Raw genomic sequence first — 21476 nt, forward strand, 5'->3', positions numbered from 1 at the left:
TTCAAGAGAATCTATTCGGCGGCCAGCACCTTCGAGCGGGCGGCGGTCCATGGGTTTTCCGGCCGCCTGAGGCCGAGATTCTCGCGCAGCGTCGTGCCTTCGTAGGCGGCGCGGAACAGGCCGCGGCGCTGCAGCTCGGGGATCACCAGGTCGACGAAGTCGTCGAGCGCGCCGGGCAACCAGGGCGGCAGGATGTTGAAGCCGTCGGCGGCCTCGTTGCCGAACCATTCCTCCAGCTGATCGGCGACCTGGGTGGCGCTGCCGATGACGGTGTAATGGCCGCGGGCCGTCGCCACCCACTGGTAGAGCTGGCGGATTGTGAAGTTGTGCTCGTCGGCGATCTGGCAGATCAGCGCCTGGCGGCTCTTCATGCCTTCGGTTTCCTTGCTCGGCGGCAGCGGTCCGTCGAGCGGGTAACCCCCGATGTCGAGCGTCTGCCCCGCCAGCCCGTTGAGCAGGGCCACGCCATCCTCGGGCAGGATCAGATCGTTCAGCTGCTGGTACTTGGCGCGGGCTTCCTCTTCGGTGCGGCCGACGAAGGGTGCCACGCCCGGCATGATCAGCACCTGTCCGGGATTGCGGCCGGCAGCCTTCACGCGCGCCTTGATGTCGCGGTAGAATTCTTGCGCCGAGGCCAGATTCTGATGGGCGGTGAAGATGACTTCAGCCGATTGGGCGGCGAGCTTGCGGCCATCCTCCGACTGCCCGGCCTGCACCACCACCGGGTGCCCTTGCACCGGACGCGGCACATTGAGCGGACCCTTGACGCTGAAATGCCGGCCCTTGTGGTCGATGTCGTGAAGCTTGTCCTTATCGTAGAAGCGGCCCGACTTCTTGTCGCGGATGAAGGCATCGTCTTCCCAGCTGTCCCACAACGCCTTGACTGTCTCGACATGCTCGTGCGCCCGGGCATAGCGCTCGGCGTGGGCAGGCTGCGTCTCGCGATTGAAATTGCGTGCGGTCTCGTCGCCCGCCGAGGTCACGACATTCCAGCCGGCCCGGCCATTCGACAGAAGATCGAGCGAGGCGAACTTCCGGGCGAGCGTATACGGCTCCTCATAGGTGGTGGAGGCGGTGGCGATGAAGCCCAGATGCGTGGTGAGCGGCGCCAATGCGGCAAACAGCGTCACCGGCTCGAACCCGGCGATCTTGGCATTGCCGCCTTCGCGGGCGCCGAGGCCGACGGTCAGATTGTCGGCGAGGAAATAGGCATCGAACAGGCCGCGTTCGGCAGTCAGCGCGAGCTGCCTGTGGAACTCGAAATTCGTCGCGCCGTCCGCCGGCGCGTCAGTGTGGCGCCAGGCTGCGATATGCTGTCCGCCACCGGGCAGGAAAGCACCAAGCTTGATCTGCCTGGACTTGCTGGGTCTGGTCATTGCGGGTTCCTTTTGACTGTGCGGAAAGGGATTGAGGGTCATTGATGGGCGTTCAGGCGGCAAGACCGACGCTGCGTGGCATCGCCCGGCACGCTTCGGCGACCGCTTGCCTGGCGCGAGCATGGATGGCTTCGGACACCAGCACGCCGTTGGCGAAGTCCTTGTCGGAGGCGTAAATCGCGGTCGGCAGGGTCAGCGCCTCGAAGAAGCCGAACAGCGGCCGCAGCTGATGTTCGACCACCAGAGAATGACGATCGCCGCCGCCGGTCGCAGCAAGGATGACCGGCTTTCCCCTCAGGGATGACGGGTCGAGCAGGTCGAAGAAATGCTTGAAAAGCCCGGTGTAGCTGCCTTTGAAAGTCGGCGAGCCAACCACCAGGACATCGGCGCCCAGCAATCGCTCGACGATGTTTCTGGCCAACGGATCCAGATCGCCAATGCGCCTTGCCAGCGGGAACGACTGACCGAGATCCTCTAGGTCGAAAACGGTCGAGGCTGCACCGGTGCTGCTCGCCACCTCCGCGACGATGTGGCTGATGAACGCCTTGGTCTTCGACGGACGGGTCAGGTTGCCTGACAGCCCCACCACCAGCTTTTTCGACATTTGAGCTCCTCGCAAAGCGCTTGCGTGGATTAACTCTAGTAAGTTTGTAGAGATTAGTGAGAAAGAAGGTTTCAAAACGAGCCCGCCAAGCGGATTGAGTTTGCGGCACATCGCCGTCGATTGGTTCTTTCGACGCGAAATGCGAACGGCGAGTTTGGCTAGGTGCCTTGACCGCATTCCGGCCATGCGTTGATGATCTCAGCGCACCAAAGCATCGGCCCGGGGATTCGCATGAAAACAGCCGCTCTGACGCATCTGCTCCTGGCCTGTTTGCTGGCATCGCCGGCGCAGGCGGGATGGAAGCCGATCGAGAAGGTCGAGACCTACGCCGTTTCAGGGCAGACCGGTCCCCAGCTCCATGCCTCGATGGGCGAGCGCGGGCCGATGATCGGCAAAGGCAAAGTTCGCGCCATGGCCTACACCGATTTCAAGCTGACCTGGGTCAGGGACTATCAGCGACAAGGCAATGCCTGCGTGCTGGCGTCGGCGCGGCCCAAGCTCATCATAACCTACACCTTGCCCAAAACAGCCGGGCCGGTGCCAACCGCCGTGCAGAAGAGTTGGGACGTTTTCGCCGCCGGACTCGCCGCCCACGAAAAGGTGCATGGCGACATCATCGTCGACATGGTGCGCAAGATCGAGACGGCGACCATCGGCCTGTCCGTCCCCGACGATCCCGGCTGCAGCAAGATCAGGACCGAAATGACCAAGCGGCTTGCCGAACTCTCCCAGGCACAGCGGCAGGCAAGCCGCGATTTCGACCGAATAGAATTCGCCCCGCGCGGCAATCTACAGCAGCTCATCGTCGCTTTGCTGATGGGGCGGTAGTTGGAAGTTGGAGGTCGCGGCAAGCTGGTGGCGGACAGGTCGGCGGGACAGCGCCCCCACTGTCCGGCAGGACAGAGGGGGCGCCATAGAGCACCGGCCTCGCCTCACAACTCCGCCACCGGCGTCCACATCACATCCTCAACCCGCATCGCCCCGGTTGCCAGCATCGCCAGCCGGTCGAAGCCGAGCGCGGCGCCGCTTGCCTGCGGCATGATGGCCAGTGCGGCGAGGAAATCCTCGTCGATCGGATAGCGTTCGCCATAGATGCGCTCCTTCTCGTCCATCTCGAGGATGAAGCGCCGGCGCTGCTCGACGGTGTCGGTCAGCTCGCCGAAGGCGTTGGCCAGCTCGACGCCGCAGCAATAGAGCTCGAAGCGTTCGGCGACCCGCGGGTCATCCGCGCTCGGCCGGGCGAGCGCTGCCTCCGAAATCGGATAGCCGTAAAGAATGGTGGCGCGCCCCTGCCCCAGCGCCGGGTCGATCTTTTCCACCATCACCCGGCTGAACAGATCGGCCCAATTGTCGTCGGGCGCGGTGCGTAAGCCGGCCCGCACCAGAGCCGCGTGGAGCGCTTCGCGATCGGTGCTGCCGTCGGCGGAAACCGTGGCCAGCAGGTCGATGCCGGCGTGGCGCGTGAAGGCCTCGGCGACGCTCAACCGTTCGGGCTCGGCGAACGGATCGGCCGCGCAGCCGCGAAAGACGAAACGTTTTGTGCCGGCGCGCTCGGCGGCCAGCGCGACAAGCCCGGCGCAATCCTCCATCAGGCTCTCATAGGTCTCATCAGCCCGGTACCATTCGAGCATGGTGAAGGATGGATGGTGCAACGGGCCGCGCTCGCGGTTGCGATAGACGGCATTCAGGCTGAAGATGCGCTTCTCTCCGGCGGCGAGCAGCTTCTTGCAGGCGAATTCCGGCGAGGTGTGCAAATAGAGCGGCAGGTGCTGCCCATCCGGCCCGATCGCCTCGGTGGCGAAGGCCGACAGATGCGCCTCGTTGCCGGGCGAGATTTGCAGCGCCGCCGTCTCCACCTCGACGAAGTCGCGGCGGGCAAACCAGTCGCGCAGCGCCGCAGTGATGGCATTGCGCAGGATCAGCCGCGGCCGCCGGTCGGCGTGAACATCAGGCGTCCACCAGGGCGAGGCGGCGGTCATGACAGACGGATTTGCATGGAGGACTGGCGATTGCCGCCAAGATGCGCTAGGCCGCACCGGACGGCTCCCGCAGCCGATTTGCGCCAGTCGGCGCTCCCAGGCCAGTCAACGCTCTTAGGAATAAAGCCCGTGAAGGTCATCGCCAGTTCCCTACGCAAAGGCAATGTCGTCGAAAAGGACGGCAAGCTCTATGTGATCCTCTTTGCCGAAAACATCCATCCGGGCAAGGGCACGCCGGTGACCCAGCTCGACATGCGCCGCATCTCCGATGGAGTGAAGGTTTCGGAGCGCTACCGCACCACCGAGCAGGTCGAGCGTGCCTACGTCGAGGAGCGCGAGCACACTTTCCTCTATCGCGATGGCGAGGGCTTCCATTTCATGAACCCGGAAAGCTACGACCAGGTTGCGGTGTCGGAAGCCGTGGTCGGCGAAATGGCGCCCTATCTCACGGAAGGCATGGCGGTGCAGATCTCGCAGCACAATGGCATCGCCATCTCGCTGGTGTTGCCGCAGCGCGCCACCTTCGAGGTGGTCGAGACCGAGCCGGTGACCAAGGGCCAGACGGCATCCTCGTCCTACAAGCCGGCGACGCTGTCCAACGGCGTGCGCACGCTGGTACCGCCACACATCGGCGCCGGCACCCGCGTGGTGGTGATGACGGCGGACGGCGCGTATGTGGAACGCGCGAAGGATTGAGAGGTTGGGCAATGTGCGTCCAACAAGACGCTGTCGCGATAGGCGCCCGTGATGCAATTTGGCGCCAGGCGGGCGACAGGCGTCGCGTGCTGGAAGCCGACTGGGCGCGCGGCGACTAGAGCAATTCCAGGAAAAGTGTGAACGGTTTTCCGTCCGGAATTGCGCAAAAACAAAGAGATAGAGCGGTTCGGCGTTTCCGTGAAACGATGAACCGCTCTAGTAGCGGGAGCAAATCGCGTACACAGCTGCCAGATATGTGAGTGCAATCGTGACGTAGGAGACGGCGAGTTCGGCCACGATCGAGGAGATTTGAAGCAGCGTCACCGGAAAAACCCTTTGTTAACCCTGCTCGCTAATACCTCTAAATTCTCTCTCTTGACAGTCCCCATAAGTACGATGAGCGAGACCATCTACTCGCTACGGCGCCTCGTCGGCGCGAAATCAAGGTATGCGGGCCGGGACGAACCTTCTTCACTGGACAATGCAGCGGGGATTCAGCCAAGGATGAGACCCGCTACCAGAACCGTAAGGATCATCGACAGCGGAACGGCAAGAAGGCAGCACGCCTCCAAAGTGTTGATTTGCCAAGAGTTCATCGGGCGCTTCCGAGTTGGTTTCCTATCTAAACGGGCAGACCGGGATGGCAGTTCCACGAAAAATCTCCGGCGTCATTCCATGCCGCTCATCGCGCCGATCGACACCAACCCTCATTTCCGGTCATCCACCGGGCACGCGCCAGATGCGTCGCCCAAGCCCGGAATGCCCGTTCCGGCTCCTGCTCCGGGTCAATGTGCAGAACGGTGTGGGCGACCTCACGCCAATCGGCCCCGTCCGCCGAAGCATCGAGCAGCCGGATGTAAGTCAGCATGCAGTGCTCGTCATAGGCGGTCAGCACCGAAGACGTCGGCGCCACGTCTGCGAAATGAGGGTCTAGCGGTGGCTTTGGCATTGCGATCTACCAGCAATGGCGCACCCTAACAGGCCGTCGAGAAGCCCGCGCCCTTCAATTGGAGGACGCTGGCGGATCGAGGTTCGCCTCTAGCCTGATCACCCATCGGTTCGGCGTCCCGCCATCCGTTCGCGCCCTACCCCCGCGGCCGCCGCATCAGCATCATCCCGTAATGCACCGCCAACAAATCCAGCCCGACCTTGAGCAGTTTGGACACAACGTCCCGCGGCTCGCCCGTCTGTTCGGCCAGGCTCTTCACCGTTTCGCCATGGCAGCAGACTTTTTGCACCACGCCCGACACCTCCCAATGCGAAAGCGCCCTGGTGGCATCGGCATAGGCGCGGCCGGCCGACAGGATGCGGTCGGCAACGCCGCCGCCGATGCGGCCGCCGTCGACGCGCTCGGTCAGCGCCATCGGCTTGACGCCGTCCTGTGCCGAGACGCGAAAATCCTCGCGGTAGCGCATACCCGCCTCGCGCTGCTGGCGCGACAGCGAGGTGATGCCGGTCAGCGGGTCGACGTTGCGCACCCGCACGATGCCGCCGGTCGAGGTGTGGCCGTCATTGGAAACCTCATAGATGCGCCTCGCCTCCAGCGTGCCGGTCGCCAGCCGCTTGCGGCCGAAGGCGTCGTCCTTAAGCGCGAAATCATGACCGACCTCCTTGCGGATGCGCACCTGCTCGGCCTCGCCCTTTGCCAGTTTGGGCGCCTTCGGCGCCTTGACCTTGGCGGTCTTCTTGCTCATGGACAGTCTCCTCGTTTAAATGGCTGCCTTCGCAGAACCTGGGTTCCTCGCCCCACGTAGCGGGGCGAGGAACGCAAGACCCAGTTCACGCCGCATCCGCCACAGCCGTAGGGCGATGGTCGCAGAAGCGCGCCGCGTGATAGGCGCAGTAGCTTTTCAGCGGCCGTGTACGCAGGCCGCAGCACAGCATGTCCAGTGCCGGCCGGCTGCCGGGCGCGTCGTTCTCGGGATCTTCCTCCAGCGTCAGATCGAGCGGTGCGCGGCAGCGGTTGAACAGGCAGTCGATGAAGCGCATGGCCGCGACGTGCGGCTGGCGCCCGGCGGCAACGGGGCGCGGCGCCGGCAGCTTGAAGGCCTCGCCGTCCGGCCCGTGGATCTCGCGCACGAACTGGCGCTGCGGCAGCCAGACCGGCGGCGCCAGCCTGGCCGGAGTGCGGGCGATGCTTTGCAATTCCGGATCGGTGTGGTCGGGCATGGTGTTCTTCCATCGAAATTAAAAGGATTGCGTAGGTGTCGAGGCTGCCCCTCTCCCGTGAACGAGGGAGAGGGGAGATCACCACCGGCGGCCAAGCTTCGCCTCGGCCGCCTCGCGGGTGGCGCCGGAAACCGCCCTGCCCGTGCGCCGGTCGATGATGATGAGCGTGCCATCCTCGGTGCGGATGCACGAAAGGCCCGCATTGCACGCGCCGAAATTCGTGGCCGGAGCCGTGACGGGAACGGCTCCGGCCGTTCCGGTCGCCTGCGATGACGGCAGGGCGACCGGAGCCGAGGCGTTAGCCTCGGGCGTCGTCCAGGCCGGGGAGGAGGACAGCCGGGACGGATGGGAAAACGAGATGGGGCAACGGGGCTTGTGCATGGCTGAATATAAGCATAACTCAAAAAGTTATGCAAGCCATTCTTTCATGGACGAAACCGATTCTTATGTTTCAGATGGCGCCATGGCGAAAACCTCATTGTCGATCAAGGTCGGGGCGGCGATCCGCAAGGCGCGCAAGCAGCGTGGCCTGGTGATGCGCCACATTGCCGAGCACAACGACACCGATGTCGCCGCCGTCGGCAATTGGGAAACCGGCCGCAACCTGCCAAAAACCGAGAACCTTTTGAAGACCGCCGCCTTCCTGCGCGTCGACCCGGTGGCGCTCGGCAAGGGCGAGGTCGTCTTCCTCGACGACGCCGACAATGTCGCCGACGCAGAGATCGTCACCGACGCTGCCCCTCTGCCCGCCGGCCCGATGGACATCGAGCTTCTGGGTGCTGCGGTTGGCGGCGACGACGGCGACTTCACCTTCAACGGCGAGGTCGCCGGCTACGTCCAGCGCCCGCCCGGCATCGCCCATCTGCGCAAGGTGTTTGCGCTGCATGTGCTCTCCGACTCGATGGTGCCGCGCTACGAGCCCGGCGAGATGCTTTATTGCGGCGGCCGCGACGCCGTGCCAGGCGACCATGTGGTGATCGAGATGTTCCCCGAAGAAAACGAACGCAACGGCAAGGCCTTCATCAAGAAGCTTGTCAAGCGCACCGCTGCCGAGCTGGTCGTCGAGCAGTACAATCCGCCGAAGACGCTGACCTTCAACCGCTACGCGATCAAGGCCGTCTTCCGCGTCATCCCGCTCAAGGAACTGCTGGGCTACTGAAGCGCCCTTCCCTTCTCCCCTTGTGGGAGAAGGTGGATTGGCGTGCAGCGCCGAGCCGGATGAGGGGTGCTGGATGAAATGAAGCATTGGCTATCGTCCGCCCTTCACTCCCCCCGGGGAGCAGATCAAAGGCAGGCGTTGGCGATCCGTCCAACACCCCTCATCCGACCGAGCTTCGCTCGGCCACCTTCTCCCACAAGGGGAGAAGGGGTCGGTCTCCGCCATCAAGCCCGCAAGGATCTCTCCAGCGGAACCTCGCGCTCGCTGAGCATCCGCGCCTCGGCGCGGCGCCGCTGCTGCTCGTCGACGAATGCCGCCTGGATCACGACCGCTGCGCCCGGCAGGCCATCGGCGCGGCAGGCCGAGCAAATGAGGCGCCCCGAAAGGGACGCCAGCGGCGTCTGCGCAGTTACCCCGAAGCGCCTGAGCTCAGCCGGCTTCCACCATCTGTTGCGGCCGCAATCGATACACTCGACCGCGATCGAGACAACCTCGGCGATCGTCGCTTCCTTGCCCGGCAATGCCATTGTTCCTGATGCCTCATGTTCCTGTTTTGTTCGCACATTATGGGTTTTTTCCGAAGAGTCGAGTCGGATCTGCCCAAGCCCGTGTAAAGTTTAACTTGCGCATATTTTTGAGTTATGCTCGTATAGGATATTACCGATGGATAGTTAGCGCCGCAGACGTACGCATGGGCGGCAAGACCGGGCATCCGTCGCGGCCGCTCAGCCAAGGAAACCAGGATGGACGCCCTCTCCGCTCAATTCGCCCGTGATTGCGGCTATACCGGCGACAGCCCGGCTATGCTGGCAGCCTTCGCCGCCATCCGCCTCGACGGCATAGGCAAGGCCCGCCTGGGCCATGAGCAGCGCAAGGCGGTGGTCGACGGGCTGAAGCACGGCGAGGCCTTGTTCCTGGCGGCGATCCGCCCGGCGCAGTCGGCCGAGGAGGCGCTCGAGGACGCCGCCCGCTTCATTGCGCTGTTCCGCAACATGCCGCGCTGGCGCCAGGAAAGGCGCGGCGCCGACCTCGCCCGCGCCAGGCAGCAGCGGCTCCTGGCGCGCTTCTTCCGCCGCTACGGCCACCGCCTCTGGGCGCAGCAGGCCGCGTAAGCCGGAGGTCGTCGACGCCATCGGCCGCGAATGGCTGGACCGCACTTGCCGTCGCCAGGCCCGCGCCGTATGTCATCCCCTCAATGAGCGAGATCGAGTTCCGTCGCGCACAAGCGCCCGATCTGCCGGCGATTGTCGCACTGCTTGCCGACGATGCGCTTGGCGCCGGCCGGGAAGACCCGTCGACGCCGCTCGCGCCGTCCTATCTCGATGCCTTCCAGGCAATCGAAGCCGATCCCAACCAGCTGCTGGCGGTGGCCGTCGAAGCCGGGCAAGTGATCGGAACCCTGCAGCTCAGCTTCATTCCGGGCATTTCCAGGAAAGGCGTCTGGCGCGGCCAGATCGAAGGCGTTCGCGTTACCCGGCACCGCCGGTCCGACGGCGTCGGCAAACGCATGATCGAGTGGGCGATTGAAGAGTGCCGCTCGCGCAACTGCAGCTTCGTTCAGCTCGCGACTGACAAGAGCCGACGGGAGGCGCACGCCTTCTACGAGCGCCTCGGCTTCACCGCCAGCCATCGCGGCTACAAGATGGCGTTGTAGGTCGCGGCACCTGTCATTAGCGCTCCTTGACAATCAGCGCTCCTTGACAATCCACTCACGATGTTCTCTTTATGTTCCATACGAAACACCTCAAGACAATGCGGCGTTCGAACCGCCGCGGGCGAACGGGCCGGATGGAAGCCAACATCCTCCACGCGGATCTCGACGCCTTCTATGCCTCGGTCGAACAGTTGCTCGACCCGGCCCTGCGCGGCAAGCCGATCGCCGTCGGCGGCGGCGTTGTGTTGGCCGCGTCCTACGAGGCCAAGGCTTTGGGCGTGCGTGGCGGCATGCCGGGGCGGCGCGCGCGGGAACTTTGCCCCGGGCTGATCTTCGTCGGCGGCCATTTCAAGGACTACCAGCGGCTGGGCGATGCGGCCATCAAAGTGCTCGGCGATTTCACGCCGGTGGTCGAGCGGATTTCCATCGACGAGGCCTTTGCCGACGTCGCCGGCTGCACCCATCTGTTCGGCTCACCAGCCGAGATCGCCGGCACGATCCGCCGCCGCGTGCGCGCCGAGCTCGGCCTGCCGATCTCGGTCGGCGTGGCGCGCACCAAGCATCTGGCCAAGATCGCCTCGCAAGTGGCCAAGCCCGACGGGCTGGTGGTGGTCGATCCGCGTCACGAACTGGAGTTCCTGCACGATCTTCCGGTCGAGCTGATGTGGGGCGTCGGCCCGGTGACCAGGGAGCGGCTGGCCGGCATCGGCGTCAACACCATCGGCGAGCTGGCGAAGACGCCGGGCTGGTCGCTGGAGCGCCTGCTCGGCCCGGCGGCGGGCGAAAAGCTCAACGCGCTGGCCTGGAACCGCGATCCGCGCAAACTCGAGACGCAGCGCCGGGCGCGATCGGCCGGCGCGCAGTCGGCGCTCGGCAGGAAACCGGCCGAGGAGGAAGTCTTCGTGCCGACCCTGCTGCATCTGGCCGACAGGGTCGCCACCAGGCTGCGGGCGAAATCCCGGCCCGGCCGCACGGTGACGGTCCGTGTCCGCTTCGCCGACCTGCGCTCGGTGACGCGCTCGATCACGCTCGACCAGCCTATTTCGGCAACCGCGATGCTGGCCGAGATCGCCGAGGCGCTGGTGCGCAAGGTGCTTGTCGATCATCCGCACGAAAAGACCATTTCGCTGCTGGCGATCGCCGTTTCGCATCTGGAGAAGCAACCGGGCCTGCAGCTGGAACTGCCGCTCGGCCTCGACGACGACAGGTGCCTCCCCGGCACAAGGAAGGGCGCGGCGCGCTGGACCGCCGACCGCGCCATCGACACGATCCGCGACCGTTTCGGCTGGCAGGCGGTCGGCTATGCCTCGGTCACGTTCGGACTGTCGCGATCGGTTCCCGATGCCTTTCGCGAGCTGGCCGAAAAGGAATTGTGAGCCGGCTCCCTATTCCCCTACTGCCCTACTGCCCTACTGCCCTACTCCGAAGCCAGGGGCGACACGGCCGGTCCGTTCAAAGCCGTGCCATCGATAGCAAAATGCGAGCCGTGGCACGGGCAGTCCCAGCAGCGCTCGAGGGAGTTCCAATGGACATGGCAGCCAATATGGGTGCATGCGGCCGAGCGCTTGTAGAGCGTGCCGTCCTCATCGCGAAATGCGGCGATTTTGGCGAGTCCTTCGCGGACGATGGCACCTTCACCCGGGCGCAGCTTGTCGGCAGAATCGATTTCGCCAGGCGCGATATACTCGGCAAAACTCTTGATCGCCGTCGCATTCTCCGCCAGGTAATCGCCGATCGCGCCTGCCGTCTTGCGAGACGGCTCGTAAAGTTCGCGCCAGGGACTTTCCCGCTTTAGAATCAGGTCGGAAACCAACAGGCCGGCCACGACGCCATGGGTAATGCCCTGGCCGGAATCCCCGGTCGCCACAAAGACACGCTGGTTGCCAGGATTGCGGCCAATGAACCCCGCATAATCGACGGTCTCCATCACCTGCCCCGACCACCGATTGGTTTCCACGCCGACATCGGGGACCAGCCTTTTGGTCCAGGCCGCCAGGGCCGCGAAGCGATCACCGGCATCATCGGCCTGCCCTGTTTTGTGGTCTTCACCTCCGACGATCAGGAAGTCGGTCCGATCTTCGCCAGGCTGAAGCCGAACGTAGTGATAAGGGTCCTCAGTATCCCAATACAGGGCATCCGGTATGATATCGCGGGCGATCTCGAACGACATCGCGTAGGTCCGATAGGGCGCTTGCTTGGTATGGAGCGCGACCCGATCGTTGATCGGCGAATTGGTGGCGACAACGGCCGATTTGGCAGACACGGTTAAGCCCGAAACCGTGGTTACGCGCACGCCGCCGTCAATCTCCTCGACGTTTTCGACAATGGTGTTGGCATAAAGCGCGCCGCCGCGCGCACGGATGCCTGCGACCAGCCCGCGGAGATATTTGAGCGGGTGGAAGGTTGCCTGATTGGCGTATCGAAGGGCCTGCGCATCCGAAAAGCCTGCAAACGGCACACTCCTGATCTTCTCGACGTCGACCCCGATTTTCAGAGCGGCGTCCAGCTCGCGCCTGATGTCGGATTCCTGCCTGCCGGAAGCCGGAAACAGAAAGCCGTAGAGGCGTCGGAAATCGCACGCGATACTCTCCGTCTCCTGGATTGATTGGATCCGGTCGATAGCGGCCGATTGGCTTTGATAAAAAATCCGCGCCAGATCCTCACCGCGCAATTTGACCAGTTCCGAAAAATAGTCATCGCAGACGGATGACAGGTGCGCAGTGGTGCGAGCCGTCATGCCGCTTCCAATCCGACCGCGATCGACGACGGCCACCTTTTGCCCGGCCACGGCCAGTTCGTAGGCGACCGACAGTCCGGCAATTCCAGACCCGACGACGACGACATCGACCTGTTCGCTCTGCCCGAGCGGCACCGCGTCGGGCGCTACTTCGGTCGCCGCCCAGAGGGATACAGTCCTTTCGTCGCTGACATTCATTGGCGGAACCTCCCATCCCCAACATTCGGGTAAACGAATGCGAGGATTCAAAGTTCCTCACGCCTTTGAATGCCGACATAGGCGGCCCTGGTCGTCAGACCAAAAGCGTTGCGCTGCCCCAGGCGATCAGGGCGATGCCGGCTGCCCGGCCAACCCACTGGCCGGCAGGAAACAGCTTTTCAGCCAGCACCAGAATAGCGAGCCCGGCAACCCACACCAGATTCATGATGCCGCCCACGAACAACAACGCCATCAGCATCCAGCAGCATCCGACACAAAACGCCCCGTGCAATGCGCCCAAACGCAGCGCGCCAACTGCGTGGGGACGCCAGTGGCGGGCAAGGAACGCCGTCGGTGCCCGGCAATGCGACAGGCAGGCGTTCTTGAGCGGCGAGAGCTGATACAGGCCCGCGGCGATCAGGACGATGCCGGAAAGCCAGCGGCTCTGCGAACTCATCATCGTCGCGGAAACGAAGGCCTCGCGTTCGAGCAGCCAATGCAACGCGGTGGCCGCGACGGCAAACCCCAGCCAAACCAGGAGGTAGCCTGCCATAAATACGCCGGTGGGCGCGAGCTTGTCCTGGATCTGACCCTGTGCGAGCGCATGGCGATGCACGCGCGCATAGAGCAGGATAGTCGGCGCCGCACTCGGGGACATCATGGCAACCATCATGACCCACCACATGGCGATCATCAGCGTCCAGATCGCCGGCCCCCAGGCCCGCGGTTCGGCTGCCATGGCCGTCGCGCTCATGTCCATGCCGGGCATATCCATGCCAGACATATCCATGCCAGACATATCGGAGGTCACGTCGGCAGTTTGCTGGTGGGGGAATAGCGCGAGCCTCGTCATCTCCCACGCATTCATGCCGAGCCCTGCACCGGCGACGATATAAAGCCAGGCCAGCAGGCACAGCGCCACCACGCCCGCAATCGTGATGACGCGGTCGCGTCTGAGCAGCCGTTCCAGTGGCGACCCGCCGTCCATGTGGCGCTTCAGGCGCGCACCACCCCGTGATTGTTGAGATGCAGCCGGGCAAACTGGCCGTAACTGTCCTTCATGTTCACCTGAACCGGCCCGCTGGTTGTGCTCGAAGCGCTGCCGATCTCGGCGACGGCATATTCGAAGCCGTTCGGCAACACGATCTGGGCGCGCGAGTCCGCGCCCGTCACCTTGTTGCGGATCGGTTCGCCGACGGTTTCGATGTAGTCCTTGACGAAGATGCGGCCCCTGCGGCCGTCGACATCGAGGTCGAGATCGATCTTGGTGAAAACCGGCTCATTCATTTTTGTCACGGTTGAGGCGTAGACGGCGAACATCGTCGCGAACGGGTCGGTGTCCTGGCCGGTCATGATGCGCAGCAGCGCGTTACGCTGCCGCTCGGTTGCATTCTCGTCGACGAAGGCGATGGCTTCGCCATTGCCTTCGTGGATCGCGCCAGGCCATTTGAAGATCGCGGCGATCCGGAGGCCATCGAGAGCGGTCTCGCCATGATGACCCTCGTCGATCTGGATGCCCGCCACCGCATGGCAATGGCCTTTGTCGGGCAGCGCATTGAATTGACAGTTGCAGCCATATTCGCAGGTGCAATTGACGAGTTCGCGTCCCTTGATTTCCCAAGACGTCATGCTGTCCTCCCTGATATCGAAATATTAGACCATCAACATACACCTGCGCCGGCCTCACCGCCATCCTGTCGCGCCATGGAAGACGGCAGCCCATCGCGCCTTCTCGCTGAATAATGGGTGAACGTGCGCCTTGGAGATCGTGAGGCCAACATTGGAACGGAGAAATGCGGTCGGACCGGGCCTTTCCGATCGCACCCGCGAAGGTCCGGAAACGTCCCCGAAAGCGGTCGTTTCGATAACGATCCGAGCGGCCACGATTTTGGCAGGACTGGAAAAATCGGTCTCGAATGCTACAATCATCACATGTCCCGTCCAGGTTGTGGACACTTCCTTCTCAAAGGCGCACTCTTAGCGTGCGAAACGCGAGCTAGTGTTTCGTCCAATGCTTCACATGCTTGACTTGCGTCGGTGATTGTCTGACCTGTCCGGATACTTCCGGCTGGGCAGACCTCACATTGTGTCGCCCATCCGTGATCAGGCTACGGCCTAAGGCACGTTGCAGCCCGTTCCGGATCAATTGGGAGGTAATCAACATGCCTGATTTTCAGCGCAGAGAACTTCTTGTCCAAGGAAGCGCGGCTCTTGCCGCAATTGCTGCTCTCTATACCTCGCGTCGGGCTTACGCTTTTCCAACACGGCCGAGCGAGGAAGTTATTCCGTGGCTGGATCAGCCGACCGAAAATCCCGATCCGGTCGGTATCCAGAAGCAGCTTGTCTGGGAGGATTTGGATAGCTGGATAACTCCAAACGACAAGTTCTTCAGCATCTCGCATTTCAATCGACCAACGATCGACGAGAAGACATGGTCGATGGAAATCGGAGGCCTGGTGAAGAAGCCTTTAAAATTAACGCTCGCCGACATCAGGGCGCGACCGCGGCAGGAGGTCGTTTTCACAGTGGAATGCTCGGGCAACCACGGGTTTCCCTTTTTCACTGGCGGCATCGGCAATGCGCGCTGGGCTGGAACGCCGCTCGCCCCGATACTCGAGGAGGCCGGCGTTCTGGAAAATGGCATCGAGGTTGTATTTTTCGGCACCGACAAGGGCGAGGTCCCGATACGCGACGTCAAGATGCAGCAGAACTTCGCTCGCAGCATGTCGCTCGCCGACGCGATGAACCGCGACAATCTGCTCTGCTATGAAATGAACGGAGCCGCCTTGCCGGCGGCCAATGGTTTTCCGCTGCGGCTGATTGCTCCAGGCTGGTACGGTATTGCCAACGTCAAGTGGCTGGAGCGCATCGAGGTTCGCGACACCCGCTTCATGAGCCTTCTGATGGCCCGCGACTATGTCACCATCCGGGAGGAAGAGCACAACGGCGAGACCGTGTGGACCGAGAACTCAGTCGGCCGGGCACGGATAAAGTCCGCGCCTGCGAAGGTTACCCGGAAAGACTCAGATTATTCCATCATTGGAGCAGCCTGGGGAGCGCCGATCGACCGGGTCGAGGTACAAATCGATCAAGGGCCTTGGGCACCAGCGATCATCGACCGCAGTGAGGAGGCCGAACACGCCTGGAAGATCTGGTCCCTGGATTGGGCAGATCCCGCCCCTGGAGAACACGCGGTGACCTCGCGCGCGGTCAGCACCACGGGACAGGTTCAACCGGCAATGGACGATCCCTTGATTGCCAAGAAACACACATACTGGGAAAGCAATGGCCAGGTGACGCGCCGCGTGCGTGTCGACTAGAGCATTTTGCAGCCAAATGGGATCATTTGGCGTCGGCATAAATGCGGCAAAACACATAGTTAGAGCGTGTTACCGGTTCCAAGAGAACCGGAACCGCTCCAAGACACTTGCAGCCATGTGGCAATTACGTTCGGGTCACCCGGGAGTGAAGGCTGCTTGATCCGAAAGCTGGCACCGACTCCGTATCGAGCAGACAGGTGTGGGTCGTAGATCCCTCACCCGTCCACGATGCTGATCTCCGCATCGACCAGGCACCAGGGCGCGTAGCGGAAGTCGCGGATCTGGACGACCCGCTCGTCCCGCCATTCGACCAGCATGAAGCCGCGCACGGCGCCATCCGGCTCCTGCGGGTTGCGGATCAGGATCGCCGGCCGGCCGTCGACGAAGCCCAGCGACAGCGTCCAGTCGCTGATGCGGTCGTAATTGCCGAAATAGGTCGACACTTCGGCCTTGCCGCGCAGGCGGAGGCGGCTGACGAGTTCGAGCTGGATATCCTCGGCGATCAGCGCCCTGACCGCGTCGAAGTCGCGCGCGTTGAACAGATCGACATAGCGGCGCAGCCGCCGCTCGTCATCGGCGCCGAGCTTAGGCGCGGCGACGTGTTCGGGCTCGGCTGCCAGCACGCGCAGCTGTGCCCGCCCGCGATGCAGCGCCGCCTTGGTGGCGGCGAGCGTGGCGCCGGTCACCTCGCAGGTCTCGTGCAGGGAAAGTCCGAGCACGTCGACCAGGATCACGGCGCTGCGCTGCGCCACCGAAAGCTGCATGAAGCTGCGCAGGCCGGTCGCCGCGGCGATCCTGCTGTCGGCGCTGCCGGAAGGATCCTCGATGGTGGTCATGTCGGTCTCGGTCATGCGCGACCTTTCCCGATGGCGCCGGCGCAGATGGTCCTGCGCGGCATTATGGGCGATGCGAAACAGCCATTGCTCGGGCCGCTCGACCGCCATGCTGCCGTCGACCGCCTGCAGCGCCTTCAGCAGCGTCTCCTGCACGATGTCCTCGCCGTCGATCACCGAGCCGGCCATTCGGGCGCAGTAGCGGTGCAGTTTGGGGTGTAGCTCGGCGAGCATCGCCTCCAGCGCCGGACGATCGAATTTCCGTGAGATCATGGCGTTCTTTCGGCCCCTGGCGCGGTCGCTCTATCCGGCTTTGCCGTCCTCAAGGACATGGTAGTTGCCGATGATTTTTGCAGGCGATCGCTTGACCGGGGTCGAACGTCGCTCCGCATGGTTTTGCGTGAACGCCTCGAAGGCCGCAAGCCCGGTCAGCGCGGATGTGTCATTTCCTTCGCCGACGACGTGGACGAACTCGCCGTCGTCGAGTTCGAGCACGAGATAGCGCACGCTCTTTGGCGCCGTCTCGTCCAGCGCCTCGAACACCTTTGCCACCAACGCGCGGTTCTCTTCCAGCCCGGTATCTTTCACGCTGTAGCGAATGAGTTTGTAGCCCATGGTTCGTCTCCTGAATGGTTGGTCTGAGCAGAAGACGTTTCGCGTTCCCGAAAGGATTCTCGCACGCTATAAATTTCTTCGGCCGCCCGGATCGTCTTTCACCTGTGGACGGCTACGCAGCAGCCATCGAGGAGCAGGAGAGACGACCATGCACATCCAGTTTGCCGAACTGCCGGTATTCGACCAGGACCGCGCCAAGGCGTTCTACACCAGGCATTTCGCCTGCAAGGTCGCGGCCGACGAGAAGATGGGCGATAGCGGCTGGCGCTGGATCGAGCTGAAATTTCCCGGCGCCGTGACGAACCTGCATTTCGTGAGGCGCGCCGACGACACGCCAGGCGCGGAGCCGGCGCTGGTGCTGGTCGACGACGATGTCGAGGCCACGATCGCGGCGTTGAAGGCGGGCGGCGTCGAGATCATCACCGAACCGCAGGAGGCGCCCTGGCAGCCAGGCCGCACGGTGGCGGAATTTCGCGACAGCGAGGGCAACCGCATGGTGATCGGCAGCCAATTAGCCGGTGCAGCCGGAGAGCGGGCATCTGAATTTTGACCAGCCCATGAACGGCTGGAGAAGGCGGACAGTGTTGAAAAAGGTCAGGCAGAGCAGGATGATTTTGCCTTCGAATCTCCATCCCGCTCCAAAGTCTTTACTTGGTCGCGCGTCCGTGCGGAAAACGGGCACTTAAGCAGCCCCGGGCTTGTGCGCCAAAGCATGCCTCGGCTGGTAGAGGCCAAGCGAGCCGCCACTGGGAAGCGAGACATGCGTGAGCAGGCCCCAGCCTTCATCGGTGACAGAAGTGCATTCAACATCGTGCGATTTCAGCTCTTGGATTGTGGCATTGATGTCTTCGCAGATGAGATAGACTTCGTGGCTGTCGACTTCGGCGGCCGGGTGAACGGCAATTTCGGCCGGCGGCAATGCGAAGATCAACCAGCCTTCGCCAGCATCGACTGCTGGAAAACGTAGGACATTGCGAAAAAATGCGCGGTCTGCCTCGGCATCCGTGCTGTAGATGATCATGTGTGCGCCGGAAATCATGGCTCCTTATCTCCCTGAAAGTGATGCGAACAAACTATTGCCGTTGCAAACGACGTTTCGGCGCTACCGCCCGTCGACACCGCCGCTCGATATCGGCAAGCTTCAGTTGGATATAGGTCGGCCGGCCGTGATTGCAGGTGCCGGAACCCGGCGTTGCTTCAAAGACCGACACCTGCCAGACCTCACGCTATCAGCGGAAGAAGCTGGAGATGCTGTTCGCGCACCTGCCGCCATCACCCGGCCATCGGTTTTGAGTCGACCTGGCGCGCGTTTTGGCTCTGGTCGGCGACCGGGGCGGCTGGGGCATCGATCCGGCTCAGGATGTGATCCGAGATGCCGCGCGCGATCTCCCGCTCGCCCATGATGATCAGGTCGGCGCCGAACTTCTTCAGGTAATCCACTTCGGCATCGGAATGCGCACGGGCGATGATCTCGAGCTTTGGATTGATGGCATGGGCTTGCTCGATGAGATTGCCGCTCTCGAACGGATTGGGAATGGCGCTGATCAACCACCGGGCTGAGGCAACGTTGGCCGTTTGCGCGAGCCAGGGATAATGGACTAAGACGCGGCGGTCTCAACACCTTTCGCTAAGCCCTGCCGAAGCTGTCCGTTCGGGGCAGCATGGCTCCATCAGGAAAAAGGAAGATCAGAACAGGCAGATAGAGACCTATCTTGATTCTATTTGTGCGGATCAGGCGCTTGATAGTTGAGCATAGTCAGGAGACGACCATGATCTGCCAGACGGCAACGCCCGCAAGCGCCAGCCCTGCAGCGCCTTCGATGGTTCGGGAAATGGTTTTGAGTGGCTTGCCGGCGATGAAACCCACCAGACGTTGCTGAAACAGGATCGACAGCACCGCGACGCGGGACAGCGTCAGCGCCACGCCGGCCATCATGGTGACAGCGAAGAGCACGCCGGCGCCGGGAACGCCTCTGGACATCGCGAAGGTCGTTACGAACAGCGCCAGCGGGCACGGGATCAGACCTGACATCACGCCGACTGCCTCGCCCTCACCGCGGGTGCCGATCACGATGCGATGGTCGGGTTCCTGCAGCTGTGACAGTGTGAGTCGGCCGGGGCCGGAAGTCCTCCTGCCATCACCAAGGTTCGCATGAATGGTTAAGCGGCAGGGCGCAGCTTCGTCACGATACGCTCGACCGCGGCTGTCAGCGATGTCGTGCCACGCCAATCTTCGGTTCCGGCCTGGCGCGTGAAGCGGCCGTTTGCAATGCCTTCGTACATGCCGAGCAGGGCGGCGGTAACCTCCGCGGAGAGCCCCGCCTCGGCCAGGACCGCTTCGCGCTGCTCCGGCGGCACGAGCACCGGCTCGACCGGACGGCCGAGAACCTTCGCAAAGGCAGCCGCCACATCGCTGGCGCTCCAGTCTTCGGGCCCGGCCAGTTCCACGATGCGCGTTCCAGCCCAGTTCTGCGACATCAGCCGGGCGGCGGCGCGCCCGACATCGGTCGTGCTGACCATGGGAATTTTCCGGTCGGGTCCCAGAAACGACGGGAGCATGCCTTCCGAAACGCAAGCCTCAGCGACTTCCGACCAGGTTTCGACAAAATAGCCCGAGCGCAGAAAGGCCGTGGCGGGCGCGGTGCCGGCTAGCATCGCCTCGACCTGATGCAAGGTGGCAATGACCCCGGTGCCAGTCTCATGCTGCGCGCCAATCGACGATAGGATAACGCTCCTGGACAGATCGGCGCGGCGGACCGCCTGGGCAAGTGCTGCGCCGATGTCCGCTGTCTGTCCAAACGGATCGCCGGCGACCGGCGGGGGGTTGAGGAGAAACGCCGCCGTTGCGCCCTTCAAAGCGGCGGAAACCTGCTCTGCGTTATCAAGGCTGGCGACGGCGACTTCGGCACCGAGCGCCGCCCACGCTTTGCCCTGTTCCGGACGGCGCACGACCACGCGCACGGGCTCACCGTCCGCCATCAGCGCACGCGCCGTTTCCCCGCCGGCCCGTCCATTTGCTCCAAAAACCACATGCATGATCTGTTCTCCTCGGGTGTTCGCGATTGATGAGACCCCAAGATTACGGAATGGCTATGCATGCGACAAATGCATGTATTATATAGCCAGCATGCACGAAGTGAATTTGCGTCACGTCGACCTGAACCTGCTGGTGGTGCTAGAGGCGCTGCTTGACGAAAGAAGCGTCACGCGGGCCGCCCTCCGTCTCGGTATGAGCCAGCCGGCGGTGAGCCGTGCGCTGTCGCGGCTACGAAAGCTGTTCGCGGACGCCCTTCTGGTGGAAGGGCGGACAGGTTACATGCTCACTGCCCGCGCCGAAGAGATTCGGCCGGCGCTGCGCAGGACCCTGGCGGACATCGCTACGATGCTGGGGGCGAATCCGTTCGACCCGGCAACGGCAACCGGTCATGTGCGGCTGCTGATGATGGATCTTGAGACTGCCGCGTTGGCGCCTCATCTGCTTGCTCGTCTCACCGTCGAGGCGCCGGCGCTCGACCTGGACATTCTGCCGCCCAGCGCAACGGCGATCGAAGCACTGGAGGAGGACGCCGTGGACGCACTCGTCGGCGTGATCGACGATGCGCCCGCGGGCATCCGCCGGCGCGGCCTCTATCAAGACCGCTTTGTCACGCTGATGCGCGCCGGGCATCCCGCAGCGAACCATGAGCTTACGCTCGACCGATTTCTTGAATTGGGTCATATCGTGGTGAGCTTCACCGGCGTTGGACCAGCGTTCGTCGACGTGGCGCTCGCTGGTGCGGGCCGCCGACGACGGGTGAGCGTGCGCGTACCGAGCTTCCTTGCAGCCGTGGAAATCGCTGCCCGCTCCGACCTGATCATGACGCTGCCGTCGAGCCTGGCGCAGATGGTGGGCGGACGTTTTGTCTCGCTGCCCCCGCCGCTTGATCTCGGCAGCTTCACCATGAGCCTTCTCTGGCACGCGCGCCACCAGGACGAACCTCGGCACGTCTGGTTGCGGCATAGCATCGCTGCCGCTGCAACAGCGCTGAGCGCGCCCGGCGCATCCATCGCCGAGGGCGGCGTTCGTCTGCAGCCTGCGGTCAGTGCTCCTTGAGGAAGTGGATGATGCTGAGGCTAACGGAAACGAGCCGGTCGAA

The 21476-nt window shown here is 63.3% G+C and carries 25 protein-coding genes and 1 pseudogene; 9 read left to right on the top strand and 17 right to left on the bottom strand.

Annotation, left to right across the window (positions count from 1 at the left end):
* Nucleotides 1–11: 11 nt before the first annotated feature.
* Together EOA78_RS08340 and msuE are read right to left on the bottom strand one after the other, a co-directional pair.
* Nucleotides 12–1376 (bottom strand): LLM class flavin-dependent oxidoreductase, encoded by a 1365-nt coding sequence (locus EOA78_RS08340; protein ID WP_127314717.1) that lies wholly within the window; start codon nucleotides 1374–1376, stop codon nucleotides 12–14.
* 52 nt (nucleotides 1377–1428) lie between these two features.
* Nucleotides 1429–1980, bottom strand: coding sequence for an FMN reductase (gene msuE / locus EOA78_RS08345; RefSeq protein WP_127314765.1), 552 nt, complete (start codon nucleotides 1978–1980; stop codon nucleotides 1429–1431).
* A 231-nt stretch (nucleotides 1981–2211) separates the two neighbouring features.
* Between msuE and EOA78_RS08350 the strand changes: the two genes are divergently transcribed.
* Nucleotides 2212–2808 carry a DUF922 domain-containing protein gene (locus tag EOA78_RS08350; RefSeq protein WP_127314718.1) on the top strand — a complete coding sequence of 199 codons (597 nt, stop codon included), beginning with the start codon at nucleotides 2212–2214 and terminating at the stop codon, nucleotides 2806–2808.
* A 104-nt stretch (nucleotides 2809–2912) separates the two neighbouring features.
* On the opposite strand, the gene epmA is transcribed toward EOA78_RS08350, so the two are convergent.
* Nucleotides 2913–3959, bottom strand: a complete 1047-nt coding sequence (gene epmA, locus EOA78_RS08355) for an EF-P lysine aminoacylase EpmA (protein WP_127314719.1) — start codon at nucleotides 3957–3959, stop codon at nucleotides 2913–2915.
* Nucleotides 3960–4088: 129 nt separating this feature from the next.
* On the opposite strand from epmA, the gene efp reads away from it, so the two are divergent.
* Complete coding sequence (gene efp, locus EOA78_RS08360) at nucleotides 4089–4655, top strand: elongation factor P (RefSeq protein WP_127314720.1); 567 nt, start codon at nucleotides 4089–4091, stop codon at nucleotides 4653–4655.
* A gap of 682 nt (nucleotides 4656–5337) precedes the next feature.
* Here the strand turns inward: efp and EOA78_RS08365 are convergent.
* From EOA78_RS08365 to EOA78_RS08380, 4 genes are all read right to left on the bottom strand, one after another.
* Nucleotides 5338–5604 carry a hypothetical protein gene (locus EOA78_RS08365; RefSeq protein WP_127314721.1) on the bottom strand — a complete coding sequence of 89 codons (267 nt, stop codon included), beginning with the start codon at nucleotides 5602–5604 and terminating at the stop codon, nucleotides 5338–5340.
* A gap of 136 nt (nucleotides 5605–5740) precedes the next feature.
* Nucleotides 5741–6349, bottom strand: a complete 609-nt coding sequence (locus EOA78_RS08370) for a DUF6456 domain-containing protein (RefSeq protein ID WP_127314722.1) — start codon at nucleotides 6347–6349, stop codon at nucleotides 5741–5743.
* Between the two features lie 85 nt (nucleotides 6350–6434).
* Complete coding sequence (locus EOA78_RS08375; protein WP_348628468.1) at nucleotides 6435–6824, bottom strand: hypothetical protein; 390 nt, start codon at nucleotides 6822–6824, stop codon at nucleotides 6435–6437.
* A gap of 78 nt (nucleotides 6825–6902) precedes the next feature.
* Nucleotides 6903–7205, bottom strand: a complete 303-nt coding sequence (locus EOA78_RS08380) for a hypothetical protein (RefSeq protein WP_127314723.1) — start codon at nucleotides 7203–7205, stop codon at nucleotides 6903–6905.
* A gap of 82 nt (nucleotides 7206–7287) precedes the next feature.
* Here EOA78_RS08380 and EOA78_RS08385 point away from each other — a divergent pair, with 82 nt between their 5' ends.
* Complete coding sequence (locus EOA78_RS08385) at nucleotides 7288–7983, top strand: helix-turn-helix transcriptional regulator (RefSeq protein WP_029351184.1); 696 nt, start codon at nucleotides 7288–7290, stop codon at nucleotides 7981–7983.
* Nucleotides 7984–8207: 224 nt separating this feature from the next.
* Here EOA78_RS08385 and EOA78_RS08390 read toward each other — a convergent pair whose 3' ends face one another.
* Nucleotides 8208–8510: a hypothetical protein gene (locus EOA78_RS08390; protein WP_127314725.1), complete on the bottom strand. Its 303-nt coding sequence runs from the start codon at nucleotides 8508–8510 to the stop codon at nucleotides 8208–8210.
* 216 nt (nucleotides 8511–8726) lie between these two features.
* Between EOA78_RS08390 and EOA78_RS08395 the strand changes: the two genes are divergently transcribed.
* The 3 genes from EOA78_RS08395 to dinB all read left to right on the top strand — a co-directional run bounded on the left by EOA78_RS08395 (nucleotide 8727) and on the right by dinB (nucleotide 11013).
* Nucleotides 8727–9095 (top strand): hypothetical protein, encoded by a 369-nt coding sequence (locus tag EOA78_RS08395; protein ID WP_127314726.1) that lies wholly within the window; start codon nucleotides 8727–8729, stop codon nucleotides 9093–9095.
* 83 nt (nucleotides 9096–9178) lie between these two features.
* Nucleotides 9179–9637 carry a GNAT family N-acetyltransferase gene (locus EOA78_RS08400; RefSeq protein WP_127314727.1) on the top strand — a complete coding sequence of 153 codons (459 nt, stop codon included), beginning with the start codon at nucleotides 9179–9181 and terminating at the stop codon, nucleotides 9635–9637.
* Between the two features lie 134 nt (nucleotides 9638–9771).
* Nucleotides 9772–11013: a DNA polymerase IV gene (gene dinB / locus EOA78_RS08405; RefSeq protein ID WP_127314728.1), complete on the top strand. Its 1242-nt coding sequence runs from the start codon at nucleotides 9772–9774 to the stop codon at nucleotides 11011–11013.
* A 41-nt stretch (nucleotides 11014–11054) separates the two neighbouring features.
* On the opposite strand, the gene EOA78_RS08410 is transcribed toward dinB, so the two are convergent.
* From EOA78_RS08410 to EOA78_RS08420, 3 genes are all read right to left on the bottom strand, one after another.
* Nucleotides 11055–12572 carry an FAD-dependent oxidoreductase gene (locus EOA78_RS08410; RefSeq protein WP_127314729.1) on the bottom strand — a complete coding sequence of 506 codons (1518 nt, stop codon included), beginning with the start codon at nucleotides 12570–12572 and terminating at the stop codon, nucleotides 11055–11057.
* A gap of 94 nt (nucleotides 12573–12666) precedes the next feature.
* Nucleotides 12667–13560, bottom strand: a complete 894-nt coding sequence (locus EOA78_RS08415; protein ID WP_127314730.1) for a DUF2182 domain-containing protein — start codon at nucleotides 13558–13560, stop codon at nucleotides 12667–12669.
* 8 nt (nucleotides 13561–13568) lie between these two features.
* Nucleotides 13569–14201: a DUF1326 domain-containing protein gene (locus tag EOA78_RS08420; RefSeq protein ID WP_127314731.1), complete on the bottom strand. Its 633-nt coding sequence runs from the start codon at nucleotides 14199–14201 to the stop codon at nucleotides 13569–13571.
* A 533-nt stretch (nucleotides 14202–14734) separates the two neighbouring features.
* Between EOA78_RS08420 and EOA78_RS08425 the strand changes: the two genes are divergently transcribed.
* Nucleotides 14735–15892: a sulfite oxidase gene (locus EOA78_RS08425; protein WP_127314732.1), complete on the top strand. Its 1158-nt coding sequence runs from the start codon at nucleotides 14735–14737 to the stop codon at nucleotides 15890–15892.
* Nucleotides 15893–16107: 215 nt separating this feature from the next.
* Here EOA78_RS08425 and EOA78_RS08430 read toward each other — a convergent pair whose 3' ends face one another.
* A complete protein-coding gene (locus tag EOA78_RS08430; protein ID WP_127314733.1) occupies nucleotides 16108–16998 on the bottom strand; it encodes a sigma-70 family RNA polymerase sigma factor in 891 nt (296 codons plus the stop codon).
* A 30-nt stretch (nucleotides 16999–17028) separates the two neighbouring features.
* Nucleotides 17029–17340 (bottom strand): hypothetical protein, encoded by a 312-nt coding sequence (locus tag EOA78_RS08435; RefSeq protein WP_245477433.1) that lies wholly within the window; start codon nucleotides 17338–17340, stop codon nucleotides 17029–17031.
* Between the two features lie 148 nt (nucleotides 17341–17488).
* On the opposite strand from EOA78_RS08435, the gene EOA78_RS08440 reads away from it, so the two are divergent.
* Nucleotides 17489–17890, top strand: a complete 402-nt coding sequence (locus EOA78_RS08440; RefSeq protein WP_127314734.1) for a VOC family protein — start codon at nucleotides 17489–17491, stop codon at nucleotides 17888–17890.
* Nucleotides 17891–18022: 132 nt separating this feature from the next.
* Here the strand turns inward: EOA78_RS08440 and EOA78_RS08445 are convergent, their stop codons facing one another.
* The 4 genes and pseudogenes from EOA78_RS08445 to EOA78_RS08460 form a co-directional block, all read right to left on the bottom strand.
* Nucleotides 18023–18379 (bottom strand): extradiol dioxygenase, encoded by a 357-nt coding sequence (locus tag EOA78_RS08445; RefSeq protein ID WP_127314735.1) that lies wholly within the window; start codon nucleotides 18377–18379, stop codon nucleotides 18023–18025.
* 233 nt (nucleotides 18380–18612) lie between these two features.
* Nucleotides 18613–18912: pseudogene (locus tag EOA78_RS08450) on the bottom strand (NAD-binding protein); the annotation flags it as partial.
* Nucleotides 18913–19096: 184 nt separating this feature from the next.
* Complete coding sequence (locus EOA78_RS08455; RefSeq protein ID WP_127314736.1) at nucleotides 19097–19411, bottom strand: hypothetical protein; 315 nt, start codon at nucleotides 19409–19411, stop codon at nucleotides 19097–19099.
* An 89-nt stretch (nucleotides 19412–19500) separates the two neighbouring features.
* Complete coding sequence (locus tag EOA78_RS08460; protein WP_127314737.1) at nucleotides 19501–20376, bottom strand: NmrA family NAD(P)-binding protein; 876 nt, start codon at nucleotides 20374–20376, stop codon at nucleotides 19501–19503.
* 91 nt (nucleotides 20377–20467) lie between these two features.
* On the opposite strand from EOA78_RS08460, the gene EOA78_RS08465 reads away from it, so the two are divergent.
* On the top strand, nucleotides 20468–21433 hold the full coding sequence (locus EOA78_RS08465) for a LysR family transcriptional regulator (RefSeq protein WP_127314767.1): 966 nt from the start codon (nucleotides 20468–20470) through the stop codon (nucleotides 21431–21433).
* Nucleotides 21434–21476 lie beyond the last annotated feature (43 nt).

The sequence above is a fragment of the Mesorhizobium sp. M5C.F.Cr.IN.023.01.1.1 genome, assembly GCF_003997585.1.
GTDB lineage: Bacteria > Pseudomonadota > Alphaproteobacteria > Rhizobiales > Rhizobiaceae > Mesorhizobium > Mesorhizobium wenxiniae.

Bases quoted from the DNA above. Each gene is read 5' to 3' on its own strand.
- EOA78_RS08340 (WP_127314717.1), bottom strand. From the start codon at position 1,376: ATGACCAGACCCAGCAAGTCCAGGCAGATCAAGCTTGGTGCTTTCCTG.
- msuE (WP_127314765.1), bottom strand. From the start codon at position 1,980: ATGTCGAAAAAGCTGGTGGTGGGGCTGTCAGGCAACCTGACCCGTCCG.
- EOA78_RS08350 (WP_127314718.1), top strand. From the start codon at position 2,212: ATGAAAACAGCCGCTCTGACGCATCTGCTCCTGGCCTGTTTGCTGGCA.
- epmA (WP_127314719.1), bottom strand. From the start codon at position 3,959: ATGACCGCCGCCTCGCCCTGGTGGACGCCTGATGTTCACGCCGACCGG.
- EOA78_RS08365 (WP_127314721.1), bottom strand. From the start codon at position 5,604: ATGCCAAAGCCACCGCTAGACCCTCATTTCGCAGACGTGGCGCCGACG.
- EOA78_RS08370 (WP_127314722.1), bottom strand. From the start codon at position 6,349: ATGAGCAAGAAGACCGCCAAGGTCAAGGCGCCGAAGGCGCCCAAACTG.
- EOA78_RS08375 (WP_348628468.1), bottom strand. From the start codon at position 6,824: ATGCCCGACCACACCGATCCGGAATTGCAAAGCATCGCCCGCACTCCG.
- EOA78_RS08380 (WP_127314723.1), bottom strand. From the start codon at position 7,205: ATGCACAAGCCCCGTTGCCCCATCTCGTTTTCCCATCCGTCCCGGCTG.
- EOA78_RS08385 (WP_029351184.1), top strand. From the start codon at position 7,288: ATGGCGAAAACCTCATTGTCGATCAAGGTCGGGGCGGCGATCCGCAAG.
- EOA78_RS08390 (WP_127314725.1), bottom strand. From the start codon at position 8,510: ATGGCATTGCCGGGCAAGGAAGCGACGATCGCCGAGGTTGTCTCGATC.
- EOA78_RS08395 (WP_127314726.1), top strand. From the start codon at position 8,727: ATGGACGCCCTCTCCGCTCAATTCGCCCGTGATTGCGGCTATACCGGC.
- EOA78_RS08400 (WP_127314727.1), top strand. From the start codon at position 9,179: ATGAGCGAGATCGAGTTCCGTCGCGCACAAGCGCCCGATCTGCCGGCG.
- dinB (WP_127314728.1), top strand. From the start codon at position 9,772: ATGGAAGCCAACATCCTCCACGCGGATCTCGACGCCTTCTATGCCTCG.
- EOA78_RS08410 (WP_127314729.1), bottom strand. From the start codon at position 12,572: ATGAATGTCAGCGACGAAAGGACTGTATCCCTCTGGGCGGCGACCGAA.
- EOA78_RS08415 (WP_127314730.1), bottom strand. From the start codon at position 13,560: ATGGACGGCGGGTCGCCACTGGAACGGCTGCTCAGACGCGACCGCGTC.
- EOA78_RS08420 (WP_127314731.1), bottom strand. From the start codon at position 14,201: ATGACGTCTTGGGAAATCAAGGGACGCGAACTCGTCAATTGCACCTGC.
- EOA78_RS08425 (WP_127314732.1), top strand. From the start codon at position 14,735: ATGCCTGATTTTCAGCGCAGAGAACTTCTTGTCCAAGGAAGCGCGGCT.
- EOA78_RS08430 (WP_127314733.1), bottom strand. From the start codon at position 16,998: ATGATCTCACGGAAATTCGATCGTCCGGCGCTGGAGGCGATGCTCGCC.
- EOA78_RS08435 (WP_245477433.1), bottom strand. From the start codon at position 17,340: ATGGGCTACAAACTCATTCGCTACAGCGTGAAAGATACCGGGCTGGAA.
- EOA78_RS08440 (WP_127314734.1), top strand. From the start codon at position 17,489: ATGCACATCCAGTTTGCCGAACTGCCGGTATTCGACCAGGACCGCGCC.
- EOA78_RS08445 (WP_127314735.1), bottom strand. From the start codon at position 18,379: ATGATTTCCGGCGCACACATGATCATCTACAGCACGGATGCCGAGGCA.
- EOA78_RS08460 (WP_127314737.1), bottom strand. From the start codon at position 20,376: ATGCATGTGGTTTTTGGAGCAAATGGACGGGCCGGCGGGGAAACGGCG.
- EOA78_RS08465 (WP_127314767.1), top strand. From the start codon at position 20,468: ATGCACGAAGTGAATTTGCGTCACGTCGACCTGAACCTGCTGGTGGTG.